We start from the raw sequence: 14452 nt of genomic DNA on the forward strand, positions 1-14452 counted from the left end.
ATGAACGGCGCCGCCGGCGCTGCGGCTAAACAAGCTGTAACGGGTGATGTAGCGCCTAATCGTACGGCTACTGCTGCTGTTACGGCGGGTAGTAACCGCGTGCTGCCGGCCAATACCCAGGCTGCCAATACTGCCTCAGAAACCACCGCTTCTCCCGAGACGGAGGCTAATGGCCAGGGCCGCAATTCCTTCCTGGGCTATGCTGCTAACAGCGCTACCCAGAGCAGCCAGGAAACGGCTGCCGGCCAGCGGAGCCTTTCTCCGGCCTACAGCGCGGCTCCTAGTGCTGGCACCGCGCTGGCTGACTTCAGCCGGAATGCTGCGGCCTACACCGTAGCGGCAGTAGCTACCCCGGCCGCGGCCCCATCCGTAGCCACCACGCCTGCCGTTACTACTGCTACGGATGCAACGGCTTCTGAGCAGGTAGCTGCCCTGGCTCCCCGTGCTGCGGCGCTCAGCAATGCCTTGGCAGCGCTGCCCGCTTCTTTGGAGCCAGCCTATGCCTCCAGTGCTTTAGCCTGGGCCGATGAGCTGGCCGAAAAGGATGAGAAGAAATTAGCGCAAAAGGGCGGCTGGAGCTTTGGCGGCGGCCATAATCTGTCCTCCTTCAACCCCAACGTAAATTTCTCTCGCGGGTCAATTAGTGCCCCAACTCTTCAGAAAGCTTCCGCTGCGGCCCGGGCCAATGCCCAGACCTATGAGGATGCTGCCTCTGAGTATCGCCAGAATTTACAGGCCGGACTGGGGCAGCGCGTGGCTTTCATGGCCCGCAAGCGGCTTGGTGGCCGCTGGAGCGCCGCGGCAGGGGTGGAGGCTGCCGAGTACCGGGCTTCTTCTCAGACCTCTTATGCGGCTGTAGCACCGGATATGCAGGCTACCTTTACCAGTGATTACCAGCAGGCCAACCGCATCCGGACCCAGATGGCTACCGACCTGACGGCGCTGCCTGCACCGCAGCCTACACATTACCGCTACCGCACGGCTGGCCTGCCGGTTTCGCTGCAGTATGGTGCTTCGGATAAAATGGGCTGGTCGTTGTATGCCCGCATGGGCGCGGCAGTTAACCTGCTGTTCAGCAGTCGTCTGTCGCCGGATGATACCAACCTGATTGGCCGGAAAGAATACAAGCTAAGCTCTACTGATTCGCCATACCGGCATGTGCTGGCCTCTTTGCGGGGTGGAGCGGGTATGCAGTACCGCCCGGCGGGTGCTTCCTGGCTGGTAGCCCTGGGCCCGGCCGCCGAAGCCGGACTGAACACGCTGAACGCCGAGCCTTCGCAATCCTACTGGCATCAGAACCGGCCCTACTCGGTAGGTCTGGAGGCAAGCGTAGAGTTTGGCCTGGGCAAGCCGGTGGTAGCAGCGCACTAAAATGGGCATTAAGCCTGCCGGCAAAGCGCCCAATCCTCAGCCCACCCTATAGAAACCCCCGCTTTCAGGTGAAGGCGGGGTTTTCTGTTGCCCGGAAAATACCTTTTACACTTTCTGATGCTCCTTGAAAAGGTCAGCTAATGGCTGGCTCGTAGCAGCGAGAAAATGGTGCTCTACCATTAGGTAGGGCCCTATTCGTGAATTAAACGCATCGTAGCCTGCTGCTGGCCTTGCTGCACCCGTAAGAAATACATGCCGGCTGATAGGGCGCCCGCTTCCGGCAGGAGTAGGGTGGTAGCAGTGGCCCGCACGTAGGTGGGGCACTGCCAGAGCAACCGCCCGGCTGCATCCAGCAGGCTGACGGTAGCGGCCCCCGGCTGTATTGAATGCAGTTGTACCTGCACGCCGGCACTACCGAAAGGCAGCGGCCAGGCCGTTAGCTGCAGTGTATTGCTGCCAGTTGCTGAATTTTCCCGCACCGCCAATGGCAGGCCCAGAGTACCAATGCGCACGGGCACCCCGCTATAGTACGTTTGGCCGGCTTGTCCATAATTATTTGCTCCCCAGGTCCATAGCTTACCGTCTTGGCGCGTGGCCATGGCGTGGTTCATACCTGCCTGCACGCTTTGCCATGTGGCGTCAGAAGCCACCGCTTGGGGAATGGTAGAGTTGATGGTAGAGCCATTGCCAAGGGCTCCTTCTGCATTATAGCCCCAGGCCCATAGTTTTCCATCTTCGTCAATGGCTACTGTAAAGTTCGCTCCTGCACTTGCGACTTTCCAGGTCCGGCTGGCCGCTATCTGAATGGGTTTCCACGAATCGGTGGTGGTGCCGTTGCCCAGCTTGCCGTACTCATTGCTGCCCCAGGTCCAGAGGGTGCCATTCTGGGCAATGGCCACGGTATGATTTCCGCCGGTGCTGACTGATTGCCATTTGGTGCCCGGCTGCACCTGCTCCGGCGCCAGCCGCGTGCCCTGGTCGCCCATGCCCAACTGGCCTTTGGCATTATAGCCCCACATCCAAAGGGTACTGTCCTGGCGAATAGCGGCCGCGTAGTAGCCGGTTTGATAAGGCTCAAAGTAATCTATGAGGCTGGCGCTGATCTGCAGCCAGCGGGAGCCCGCAACCAGCTGCACCGGCTCCGACCGCGACTGGTTGGTGCCATCCCCCACAACAGGCTTGGTGTAGGTAGTTCCGCTGCTGCCGCCCCAGCCCCAGAGGGTGCTGTCCTGCTGAATGCCCCACGCACAAATCGGGCCCGCGGCTACGGTGCGCCAAGTGGTGCCGGCTACTACTGGCACAGCGACGTAGGTGTCAGTTTTGCTATCGTAGGAGTCCCGGGCGTAGCGGCCGGGGACGGTGCCCCAGGCCCACAGGCTACCGTCGTGCCGGATGCTTAGCAGGTAGTTTTTGCCCGTTACTACTTTATCCCATTGCTGCGTGCTTTCCAGCTTGGTTGGGGCTACGTACCATTTGCCGAAGTTGGGGCCAAAAGGCTGCGAAGCGCCCCAGCTCCATAAGTTGCCCTCGGTATCGATGGCCGCCGAAAACGCGCCGCTGCCACTATAGCTTTTCCAGGCTACCTCGGGCGCCACAGCGAGGGGCAAGGGCAGGGCTACAGTCTTGATAGTAGCTGTGCCCAAAGCCCCGGCGTAGTTATAGCCCCAGGTCCAGACGGAGCCGTCCTGCCGCACAGCCAAGTTGTGGTAGCTGGCGGCCGTGATGGTCTGCCAACTTGTGCCAGCTACTACTTCATTGGGAACGACGTTGTCGCGCGAGCCGATACCGAGGTTGCCGAAGCTGTTATAGCCGGTGCTCCACAGCGTGCCGTCGGTCTTGATCATGAGGCAGTGCTGGGCGCCGGCACTCACACTCTTCCATTTGGTGCCCGCCGGAAAGTTGTACGGCCGGAACTCGGTCGGCGACAGGTTCGGGGAAGTGGTTTTCAGTGGGCTTTGCTCTCCCCAGTTCCACAGCGTGCCGGCTTTGTCGATGGCTGCGACGTAGCCCATGCCGGCGCTTACGAAAGCCATATTGGAGGCTACTTTGGTGGGCGTTCTACGTTGCGTGGTGGAACCGTCGCCCAAGGCACCGGCGGTATTGTTGCCCCAGGTCCACACCGAACCATCGGCCCGGATGGCGGCTGAATGATAGTCGCCCGCACTCACGCATTGCCAGGTGGTACCGGGCAACAGCTGAACGGGAGCCGGGCGGGGGGTGGTGGTGCCGTCGCCCAGGGCGCCGTACCAGTTGTCGCCCCATGCCCACAGGGTGCCATCCTGCCGAATGGCCAGGGTATGGCCGGTACCGGCACTCACGCTTATCCATTTGGTGCCGGCAGCAATCTGCACGGGGGTGGTGCGGTTGGTAGTGGTGCCGTCACCTAATTGCCCGGCGCTATTTTTGCCCCAGGCCCACAGGGTGCCGTCCTGGCGAATGGCGAGTGTATAGTACTGCCCGGCTTCGGCACTCTTCCATTTAGTGCCGGAATCAATGCGAACAGGTGTGGCCTGGTCAGTGGTGGTGCCGTTGCCGAGCTGGCCATATGCATTGTTGCCCCAGGCCCAGAGGCTGCCATCGGTTTGAACAAGAAGCGAGTGAAACTGAGCCTGAAGGGGCGTTCCAGTTGTAAGAATAAGCAATAAGGCAAACCAGAAACTGACACAACGGGATAAACCAGGCATGTTATAATAGAAGAGTAGGGAGTAGCGGGTTAGATGACTAAAGGTACAGGGTTGCCGGCTGCATTTAGTCTGAGAATAGTGCTTTAACCCTGAGAATAATGTAAAAAGGCTTTTGGATCAACAGGAACTTTCACAACCACTCAGGAATTCGTTTCCGAACCTGTTTCCCGGGGGAGTAGGAGGTTTTAATGCCTTATTAAATTCTTGCCCCAATTTTGCTAAAAAGAAATCCGGCGGCCCTAACCCGCTGCTTAGCCCCCAGGCAGCAAATAGTGCAGTAGGTGGCTCTTTGTTTTGCCAATGGGTTTAGCTTAACGCCACGGATTTAGTACGTTCGTGGAAACCCACCGCCCTGTTTCAGAGTTATTCTAGGCTACCTTTTTCCATCGGATGAAATATCAGCTTACCTCGGAGTTTGAACCCACCGGCGACCAGCCACAGGCCATTGCCCAGCTGGTGCAGGGCATTAACAATGGCGAGCATGTACAGGTGCTGCTGGGGGCCACGGGCACCGGCAAAACGTTTACCATGGCCAACGTTATTGCCCAAACCGGCAAGCCGGCCCTGGTGCTCTGCCACAACAAAACCCTGGCCGCGCAGCTCTACGGCGAGTTCAAGACATTTTTCCCCAACAATGCCGTCGAGTATTACATCAGCTACTACGACTACTACCAGCCCGAAGCATACATTGCCAGCACCGATGTCTTCATCGAGAAAGACCTGGCTATTAACCAGGAAATTGAAAAGCTGCGGCTGCACTGCACCTCCTCGCTGCTGAGCGGGCGGCGCGACATCATTGTTATTGCCTCGGTATCGTGCATCTATGGCATCGGCAACCCCGAGGAGTTTGCCAAAAACGTCATCTATCTGGCGCCGGGTTTGCGCTACTCGCGCAACAACCTGCTCTACCAGTTTGTGCAGATTCTGTACTCCCGCACGGAGGCCGACTTCACGCGCGGCTCCTTCCGCGTGAAAGGAGATACCGTGGACGTATTCCCGGCCTACGCGGACTATGCCTACCGGATTTTCTTCTTCGGGGATGAAATCGAAAGCATTCAGAAGATAGACCCGCAGAGCGGCAAGAAGCTTTCCGATGAGAAGGACGTGACCCTGTACCCGGCCAACCTGTTCGTGACCGGGAAAGACACACTCAATCAGGCCATCAAGGAAATTCAGTTTGACATGATGCAGCAGCACGCCTACTTCGAGAAGGAAGGGCGTGATTCTGAGGCCAAGCGCATTTTGGAGCGCACCGAGTTCGACCTGGAAATGATTCGGGAGCTGGGCTATTGCTCGGGCATTGAGAACTACTCGCGCTATTTCGATGGCCGGGAGCCCGGCTCACGCCCGTTCTGCCTGCTCGACTATTTCCCCAAGGATTACCTGCTGGTAGTGGATGAAAGCCACGTGACTATGCCCCAGATCCGGGCCATGTGGGGCGGCGACCGGAGCCGCAAGGTGGCCCTGGTGGACTACGGCTTCCGCCTTCCCTCGGCCATGGACAACCGCCCGCTTACTTTCAACGAGTTTGAGAGCATGTTTCAGCAGGCAGTCTACGTTTCGGCTACGCCTTCCGACTATGAGCTAACCCAGGCCAACGGCGTGGTAGTGGAGCAGATTATTCGGCCCACTGGCCTGCTGGACCCTGTTATTGACGTGCGCCCCTCCGTGAACCAGATTGACGACCTGCTGGACGAAGTAGACGAGCGGGTGAAAATGGGCGACCGGGTGCTGGTAACCACGCTCACCAAGCGCATGGCCGAAGAGCTGCAGAAATATATGGAGCGGCTGGGCATCAAATCCAGCTACGTGCACTCCGATGTGAAGAGTCTGGACCGGGTAGAAATCCTGCGCCAGCTGCGCTTAGGAGAAATTGATGTGCTCATTGGCGTAAACCTGCTGCGCGAAGGCCTTGACCTACCCGAAGTAAGCCTGGTAGCTATTCTGGATGCCGATAAGGAAGGCTTCCTGCGCGACCAGCGCAGCCTGATCCAGACCATGGGTCGCGCCGCCCGAAACGACCGGGGCAAGGTGATTATGTACGCCGACCGGATTACGGGCTCTATGCAGCGGGCTATGGATGAAACCAACCGCCGCCGCGCCACCCAAATGGCCTACAACGAGAAGCACGGCATTACCCCGCAAACCGTGAAAAAGTCGCGGGAGGCCATTATGGGGCAGACGTCGTTGTCAGACTACCGCGTAATTGAGCCCAAAGCCTACGTAGGGCCGAGCGAGGAAAGCGCAATGTCATTGGCGGCTGAGCCCGTGGTGGCTATGATGACGAAAGTGGACCTGGAAAAGCTCATCAAGCAAACCGAAAAGCAGATGGAAGCCGCCGCCAAAGAGCTGGACTTCCTGCAGGCCGCCAAGTACCGCGACGAGCTGGCCGCCTTAAAGCAGATGCTGAAGATGAAGCGGGATTAACCCAGCCTCCGTTCTAATACGAACCGCCCATGGCCGCTAATAAAAAGTGGTTATGGGCGTTTTTGTTAAGACTCCGGATTCGGCTTAGGTGGTTTATCGTGCTGCTTAATCACGCTGATGTGGCCGTTGCGCTCCAATACTACTTTGCGCACGTGCTCTGATTCTTCCAGGCCGCCACTGTCGCGCAGGCCTTCCATCAGGTCGTTTCGGGTGATGTTGGTGCGGCGCAGGTTGTGGGTTTTCAACTCCCCGTTTTCGACCAGCACCCGCGCTTTCCCTTTTATGATGAGCCCTACAAAATCAGAATAGTAGGCGGCAATGGCCAGCAGCCGGTGCAGCACCACGAATACCGTAGCTGCTATTATGGTGGGCCAGAACGGAGAGGCGGCCACAATAGCCCGGGCAAGCACGGCCCCCAGAATAATCTTCAGTACCATATCAAAAGCGCTACCACTGCTAAAAGCGCGCGTGCCGGCCAGCCGGAGCTGTGCCAATGCTACAAAAAAGATAACCACCGCGCGTATAGACATTTGCAGCGCCGTGATATCATCAGCATGTACGTGTAAGCCTAATAGCTCATTTAGCTCTTCCATCAGGCACCGGAAAGAAAAATCAGACAGGATGCGGCCTCCGGCAGGGCGGGCTATAGCCTGTGCTGGTAGGGTCGGGTATGCTTGTATACCCGGAAGCCAGCGTTGGAGTTGCTACCCGCTGCGCCTGTTGCCAGGACTGGCGGTTCTGGCTTATTAATGCTCTTAAGTCCGCTCACTTAACTAGCCTGCTCAGAGGCCGGGGCCGGGTTAAGCTCTTGGCCCGAGAGCAGAAACTCCCGCAGCCGGTTGATATGCAGCTTTATCTCCTTGATGCGTTCTTCCTGGCGCAGGCTCAGTTCGCCCTGGCTCCGGCCGGCCATGCTCATGAGCAGGTTTTTGCGCTCCTCCATCATGCGCATGGCCACCCACAGGGTTTCTTCCAGGCCTTGCTGGCTGCTTTCCAGCAGGGCTTCGGCGGCAAAGGCGTGGCCCGTATGGCACCGGAAGCGCAGCACATTGCCCTGATCAACCTTCCATAAAGAGCCCCCGCAATCGGGGCAGGTAAGGGGCACGGGGGTGCCCAGGCGGGCAATAGCTTCAGTATCTCCCACAATACGCTCCGCAATAGCGGCCTCCATTTTAATGTCATGCGGAATAACGGTAGGGGCGCTGGTCGGTATGTGCACCAGGCGCGTCAGTAAGTGGCCCATCTCGGAAAGGGGCACCACGTAATCAATGGCTACGTTGCTGAGGGCGCTTTCCGGCATACTGGAAAACTCGGCCTCCTGGGGGTCCTGCACCACGGCCTGCCCGCCGGCGCGCTTAATCTGCTCCAGGCCGGCGGTGCCATCATGCAGCATGCCGGTGAGGATAACGCCAATAACGGCCGCCCCGTACTGGGCCGCGGCCGAGCGGAACAGGGCATCGGCGGCGGGCCGGTAATTATTTTCCCGCGGGCCTTTGGTCACCAGCAGTTTTCCGTCCCGCACCAGCAGGTGCCGGTCGGGTGGGGCCAGGTACAGCGTGCTGGCTTCTAGCGCCTGCCCATGCGTGGGCAGCACACACCGCAGCGGGGTGTGGCTGGCCAGCCGCTCTACCATAAGCTGGCCGGAAGACTCAGGGGAAAAGTGCTGCACCACCAACACGGCGGCGGGCAGCGTGCCGGGCAGGTTACTGACTAAGCGCGTAAGAGCCGGCATGCCCCCCGCCGAAGCACCAATGACAATGATATAAGCAGGGTCTTCCACGGGATAGGCAGATAAATCGTTTCAAAAGCAGCCCCAACAATATGGGGTACCGTCTTTAACCCTACGCGGCCCGCCTGATTCGGGTTAACGAGGGTTGGCCGCTTAAAAACCCTGCCTCCATCTCTGTCGGACAAAAATGGGGTTTATGCGTACTTTTGAATAGAAGGGCTACCCCGTTAGCGGTAGCCCGCTGCCTGCTGCTATGCCTTCTGCCACCCCTGCTTCTCCCGAAGAGAGAAATTCTGCTGAACCAGTTTCTGCCTCGCCGCTACCCATTGATGCCCAGGTGTCGCAGGCACAGCTGCGCCGGGTACAGGCCCAGGAAGATAACAGCGAGACGTTTCCTATTGTAGGCATGGGCGGCTCGGCGGGCTCCCTGGGGGCATTTGAGCAGTTTTTTCAGCACATGCCCCCCGACAGCGGTATTGCTTTTGTGGTGGTGATGCACCTAGCGCCTAACCCCAGTGGCGAGCTGCCCCAGGTAATGCAGCGCTTTACCGCCATGCCCGTGCTGGAAGCCGCCGATGGCATGAAGGTGCGGCCCAACCATGTATATGTGATTCCGCCGGACCGGGACATGAGCATTATGCACGGTACGCTGCTGCTGTTTGCGCCCACGCAGCCCCGGGGCAAGCGCCTGCCCATCGATTTCTTTTACCAGAGCCTGGCTAAAGATGCCCGCGAGCGGGCCGTGTGCATCATTTTCTCCGGCATGGGCTCTGATGGTACGCTGGGGCTGAAGATGGTAATGGAAAACTTTGGGATGGTGATGGTGCAAAGCCCCGAAACGGCCGAGTACGACTCCATGCCCCGCTCCGCCATTGCCACCGAGTTTGTGGACTACATCCTGCCGGCCGATCAGCTGCCGGATAAGCTCCTGGAATATCTGCACAAGCCCGTGATGGATCGGCCGCGCCGGGAAAGGCCTGAGTCGGTTTCCCGCCCGGCGCATGCCCTGCAAAAGATCTTCCTGCTCATCCGGGCTCAGACCGGGCACGACTTCAGCTTTTACAAGCGCAATACCGTTTTCCGGCGCATTGAGCGTCGCATGAACTCGCACCAGATCAAGGAGTTTACGCACTACGTGCGCTACCTGCAGGAAAACCCCCAGGAGGTAGATGCCCTGTTTAAGGAGCTGCTGATTGGCGTCACCAAGTTTTTCCGGGACCATGAGGCGTATGAGTCGCTGAAAACGCAGTTGATTCCCATGCTGCGCCAGAAGCCCATCAACAGTGTTTTTCGGGTGTGGGCGCCGGGCTGCTCTACCGGCGAGGAAGCCTACTCGCTGGCCATGCTGCTGCAGGAGTGTCTGGACCAAGTGGAGCCCGGGCACTACCTCAAAATTCAGATTTTTGCCACCGATATCAACGCCCAAGGCATTGACTTTGCCCGCGCCGGCCTGTACCCGGACTCTATTGTGGCCGATGTAACCCCGGAACGGCTGGAGCGCTTTTTCGTGAAGCAGGAAACCGGCTTTCTGATTCGGAAAGAGGTGCGTGATGCCGTCATCTTTGCCCTCCACGATATCAATAAGGATGCGCCATTTACCCGGCTGGACCTGCTGTGCTGCCGCAACCTGCTCATCTATCTGTCGGCGGAGCTGCAGCGCAACCTGCTGCCCGTTTTCCACTACGCCCTGAACCCGGGCGGCCTGCTGTTTCTGGGGCCCAGCGAAAACATGACGGGCTTTCATGAGCTGTTTAAGCCCCTGGACATCAAATGGAAGATTTTCCGCCGCAACGATGCTTCCTCCTCCGTTACCCGCCTGGTCAATTTCCCTTTCGCACTTTCCCGTCAGCAGCCGTCGGCGCCGGTGGCGGCCACTAGTATGACTTCTTCCGCTCCCCGCAAAGACGGGCCTTTTGCTTCCCTGGTGCAGAAAGTAATGCTGCAGGCCTTCACGCCGCCGGCCGTGCTCATTAATGCCAAGGGCGAAATCCTGTATGTAAATGGCCGCACGGGCCGCTACCTGGAGCCCGCGCCCGGGCTGGGGGGGCTGAATATCTTCGAAATGGCCCGCGAAGAACTCAACTACGAAATCAGTGCCGTGGTGCACAAGGCCAACGCCGCCAAGGAAAGTGTGGTGGCCGAGAATGTAAAGGTGAAAACCGATGCCGGCTACCAGCTGCTGCGCATCAGCGTAACCTACCTCACAGAGCCCGATGCCCTGGCCGGCCTCATGCTGGTGGCTTTTGAAGACCAGCCCACCCCGCGCCGGGTGCGCACCGGCAAAGCCGCCCCCGGCACCGACCTAAGCCGCGACACCGTGGTGGCCTCTCTGGAAAAAGAGCTGCAATATACCAAACACCGCCTCCAGACCACCATTGAGGAAATGGAAAGCAGCCTGGAGGAGCTCAAGAGTACCAATGAGGAGCTGCAGTCGGCCAATGAGGAGCTGCAAAGCACCAACGAGGAGGCAATGACCAACAAGGAGGAAATGCAGAGCCTGAACGAGGAACTCATGACGCTGAACATGCAGTATCTGAGCAAGACGGAAGAGCTGAGCCAAGCAGCCAACGACATGAAAAACCTGTTGGATGCTACCGAAATAGCCACTATATTCCTGGATAATGATATGATCATCAGGCGTTTTACGCCTTCTGTGGGCCGTATTATGCATCTGCAGCCAGCTGATGTGGGCCGGCCCATCACACACTTTGCCAACAACCTGCGCTATGCCAGCCTCATCCAGGACATCAATCAGGTGCTGGACCGCCTGGTGAGCACCGAATCGATTATTCAGACCACCACCAACGAATGGTATGCCATGCGAATTTTGCCCTACCGTACGCTGGATAATTACATCAGCGGGGCCGTCATTACTTTTACGGACATCTCCGGCCTGAAGCGGCTGGAAGAAGAGCTGCAAAGCAGCCGCCGCTATGCCGAGAGCATTGTAGAAACCGTGCGCGAGCCCATGCTGGTGCTGGACCACGAGCTGCGTGTGCTGACTGTAAGTCAGGCCTTTACGGAGGCCTTCGGCGAAGAGCCCGCCAAAGGCCAGCCCCTGACCGAGCTTAACCACGGCGCCTGGCGGCAGCCCATCCTGCGCGATAACCTGACGAGCCTGCTCCGTGGCGACAGCGCCGGTTTCGACGACCTGCCGCTTGCGCTGCCTTCCCCCACCCGGGAGGAGCCGCCCCGCCGCGTGCTGGTGTATGGGCGCCGCATCCGCAGCGAGGGCCACCCCACCGACCGTATCCTGCTGGGCGTCAGGTTTGAATAGCCGCTTATGAGCTTGCGAGTCGGCCGCCTTGACCCGGCGCTTTATTGATATCGATAACCAGTGTTTACATAAAAATAGAATAAGTCCAGCACCGCTATGGAAGCACCCGGCTCTTCTTCCCCCGCACCCCTCGACACCCAGGCTGCCCTGCGGGAGTTGCGGCTGCGTGCCGAGCGCCGACAGCTGGCCACCCAAAGCTTGGCTCCCGATACCGCGCCCGAGGTACAGCGTCTGGTGCAGGAGCTGCAGGTGCACCAGATAGAGCTGGAAATGCAGTATGAAGAACTCCTGCTGGCCCAGGCCGAAGCTCAAAGCTCCCGCGCACAGTACGTAGACCTCTATGATTTTGCCCCGGTAGGCTACTGCACCCTGGCCGCCGATAGCACCATTCTGCGGCTGAACCTGCGGGCCGCGCAGCAGCTGGGCACTATGCGCCAGCAGCTGCAGGGCCGCCGGCTGGCCTTGTTTGTGGCTCTGGATTGCCGGCTGGATTTTAGCCGGTTCGTGGAGCAGGTGCTGGCCTCTGATTTCCGCCAGACCACCACCATGGAAATGCGCCGCGAAGATGGCACCGCCCTGTTTGTGCGTCTGGAAGGCATTGCGGCTACCAATGCCCTGGGCGAGCGGCACTGCCTCCTGGCCCTGATTGATGTAACCGAGCAGCACCAAGCCACCCGGGCGCTGGAGCTGAGCGAGCGGCGCTTCCGCACCCTGTTTGAGCAAAGCCACGACGGCATGCTCCTGCTGCGCGATAACCGGTTTGTGGACTGCAACCCCGCCACGCTGCAGCTGCTGGGCCTCACCGATAAAAAACAATTGCTGGGCCAGCATGCCTCGGCCTTCTCGCCCAAATACCAGCCCAATGGCCGGCTGTCTTCAGTGTGGGCCGATGAGCTGTGGGAGCAGGCCCTGCGCCGGGGCTACTGCCGCTTTGAGTGGTGCCGCTACCGCCAGGGTGCGGAAGAATTCTGGGGCGATATTCTGCTTACGGCCATTCCGGACAACGGCCGCACCCTGGTGCATGCCACCTGGCGCGATATCACGGAGGAAAAGCAGGCCGCTCACCGGCTGCGCGAAAATGAGGCCCGGCTGCAGGAGGCCCTCACGGCCACGGCCATGGGCATCACCGACTGGAACCTGACCGATGACCAGCTGTACTGGGATGCCCGGGCGCAGGAAATATTCGGCCATGACTTTGAGGCTAATCCTGTGCCCTCCAGCGTAGCCCTGAGCCGCATTCATCCCGAGGACCGGCCGCAGCTACTGGACAATATCCGAAAGCTGCGCCATGGCCAGCTGGCCCTGGATACCGAGTACCGCATCATTCAGCCCGACGGAACGGTAAGCTACGTAGCCATGGTGGGCCGCGTGTTTACCGATGAAGACCACTCGCATGGGCGCCTGCTGGGGCTGGTGCGGGACATCACCTCCCGCAAGGAAGCCGCCGAGGAACTGCGCTACAAAAACCGCCTGCTGGAGCATATTCTGGCCAATATGCCGGTAATATTAGGCCGCCTTTCGCCGGAAGGCCACTACTTGGAGCTGGTGGGGGCCGGCCTGCAGCGCCTGGGTTTGCGGGATAATGAGATGGTAGGCAAAAGCGTGTTTGAAGAATTCCCGGTGCTGACGGAGCCGGTGCGGCAACTGCTGGCCGGCGAACCATTTGCGTTTTTGGGGTCTGCGGAGTACCAGGGCGAGCCGGTGTATTTTCAGAACTACGGCTTCTTTGAGGCCCAGCGGCAGCAGGGCATTCTGTTTGCCATTGATGTGACGGAATCTGAGCGGATGAAGCAGGAAATCCGGCGGGAGCAGGAGTTCACCAAAAGCCTGCTCGATAACAGCGTGGATGTGATTATGGCGCTTGATGCCGACCTGCGCATAACGGCCTGGAACCAGCGGGCGGCCCGGCTAACCGGCGTGGCCGAGGCGGAGGCCCTGGGCCGTCTGCTGCCGGAGCTGCTGCCGGAGCTGGCCACCAACCCCGGCTTTCAGTCGTTGCTGCACGCCGCCCTGGCCGGCGAAGCCGGCCAGCTGCTGAACTGGGCCGGTTGCTCACCCCACGAGGCCTTTGACCTGCATATGCGGCCCCTGCCCCAGAACATGGGCGTGCTCGTGCTGGCCCGCGACGTAACCGAGCGCAACAGCCTGATGGCAGAAACCACCCAGCTAAAGCTGCGCCAGCAGCAGATAGTGCTTTCCGCCATTCTCAACACCCAGGAAGAGGAGCGGCGCCGCATTGCCGAGAGCCTGCACAATGGCGTGGGCCAGCTGCTGTATGCCACCAAGCTGAACCTGGATACCCTGCCGGAGTCGGCCCAGAAGCAGGCGGCGCATAAGCTGCTGGGCGAGGCCATCCGGGCCACGCGCACCATCTCCTACGAGCTGACGCCCGGCGTGCTGGAAGACTTTGGGTTGAAGGTAGCGCTGCAGGAGCTGGTGAAGCTGATTCCGCGTAGTCTGCCGGTAGATCTGAACCTGAGCGGGCTGGACGAGTCCCTGCCCCGGCCCCTGCAAACCGCCATTTACCGCATAGTACAGGAGCTGCTCAACAACGTTATGAAACATGCCCAGGCCCGCGAAGCCTTCGTTTCAGTGGCCCGTGAGGATAACTATGTGTATGTGAGCGTGGAGGATGATGGGGTGGGCTTTGATACCAGTACGCCCCGGGCGGGGCACGGCATCGGGCTGGCCGGCATTCGTACCCGCGTGGCGCTGCTGGGGGGCACATTCAACATTCACTCCCGCCTGGGCCAGGGTACCACCATCTCGCTCACCCTGCCGGTGCTGGAGGATATGCCCTTGCCTGCTGATCTGGATTCGGTAGCGGAAAGGCCCTGAGCAGGCGCGTCGGCCGGCTGTGCCCGGCGCCGCGTGCTGTATCCGGCCGGGTAGTAAGCTCATCTGCTGCCGCGCGAACTTTCCGCCGCTGTCTTATCTTACAGAGGCTAGCCCTGCTGCTAGCCT

Annotated in this window: 7 protein-coding genes; 4 read left to right on the plus strand and 3 right to left on the minus strand. The window is 59.6% G+C overall.

The window, feature by feature from the left end:
- Complete coding sequence (locus AM218_RS00595) at window positions 1-1371, plus strand: hypothetical protein (protein ID WP_054410900.1); 1371 nt, start codon at window positions 1-3, stop codon at window positions 1369-1371.
- 191 nt (window positions 1372-1562) lie between these two features.
- On the opposite strand, the gene AM218_RS00600 is transcribed toward AM218_RS00595, so the two are convergent.
- Window positions 1563-4055, minus strand: a complete 2493-nt coding sequence (locus AM218_RS00600) for an RCC1 domain-containing protein (protein ID WP_082317994.1) — start codon at window positions 4053-4055, stop codon at window positions 1563-1565.
- A 390-nt stretch (window positions 4056-4445) separates the two neighbouring features.
- On the opposite strand from AM218_RS00600, the gene uvrB reads away from it, so the two are divergent.
- A complete protein-coding gene (gene uvrB, locus AM218_RS00605; RefSeq protein ID WP_054410904.1) occupies window positions 4446-6482 on the plus strand; it encodes an excinuclease ABC subunit UvrB in 2037 nt (678 codons plus the stop codon).
- Window positions 6483-6547: 65 nt separating this feature from the next.
- On the opposite strand, the gene AM218_RS00610 is transcribed toward uvrB, so the two are convergent.
- On the minus strand, window positions 6548-7075 hold the full coding sequence (locus AM218_RS00610) for a DUF421 domain-containing protein (RefSeq protein ID WP_054410906.1): 528 nt from the start codon (window positions 7073-7075) through the stop codon (window positions 6548-6550).
- Between the two features lie 176 nt (window positions 7076-7251).
- The gene (locus AM218_RS00615; RefSeq protein ID WP_071843651.1) at window positions 7252-8262 is read right to left on the minus strand and encodes a chemotaxis protein CheB; all 1011 of its coding nucleotides are present in this window, start codon (window positions 8260-8262) and stop codon (window positions 7252-7254) included.
- Between the two features lie 202 nt (window positions 8263-8464).
- On the opposite strand from AM218_RS00615, the gene AM218_RS00620 reads away from it, so the two are divergent.
- Together AM218_RS00620 and AM218_RS00625 are read left to right on the plus strand one after the other, a co-directional pair.
- Window positions 8465-11488, plus strand: coding sequence for a chemotaxis protein CheB (locus AM218_RS00620; RefSeq protein ID WP_082317995.1), 3024 nt, complete (start codon window positions 8465-8467; stop codon window positions 11486-11488).
- A 96-nt stretch (window positions 11489-11584) separates the two neighbouring features.
- Window positions 11585-14326, plus strand: a complete 2742-nt coding sequence (locus AM218_RS00625) for a PAS domain S-box protein (RefSeq protein ID WP_054410909.1) — start codon at window positions 11585-11587, stop codon at window positions 14324-14326.
- Window positions 14327-14452: the final 126 nt, after the last annotated feature.

It is taken from the genome of Hymenobacter sp. DG25A (genome assembly GCF_001280305.1).
Taxonomy (GTDB): domain Bacteria; phylum Bacteroidota; class Bacteroidia; order Cytophagales; family Hymenobacteraceae; genus Hymenobacter.

What these genes read in the sequence shown, in the direction of transcription:
- AM218_RS00600 (WP_082317994.1), bottom strand. Translation starts at nt 4,055, where the DNA reads ATGCCTGGTTTATCCCGTTGTGTCAGTTTCTGGTTTGCCTTATTGCTT.
- AM218_RS00595 (WP_054410900.1), top strand. Translation starts at nt 1, where the DNA reads ATGAACGGCGCCGCCGGCGCTGCGGCTAAACAAGCTGTAACGGGTGAT.
- uvrB (WP_054410904.1), top strand. Translation starts at nt 4,446, where the DNA reads ATGAAATATCAGCTTACCTCGGAGTTTGAACCCACCGGCGACCAGCCA.
- AM218_RS00610 (WP_054410906.1), bottom strand. Translation starts at nt 7,075, where the DNA reads ATGGAAGAGCTAAATGAGCTATTAGGCTTACACGTACATGCTGATGAT.
- AM218_RS00620 (WP_082317995.1), top strand. Translation starts at nt 8,465, where the DNA reads ATGCCTTCTGCCACCCCTGCTTCTCCCGAAGAGAGAAATTCTGCTGAA.
- AM218_RS00625 (WP_054410909.1), top strand. Translation starts at nt 11,585, where the DNA reads ATGGAAGCACCCGGCTCTTCTTCCCCCGCACCCCTCGACACCCAGGCT.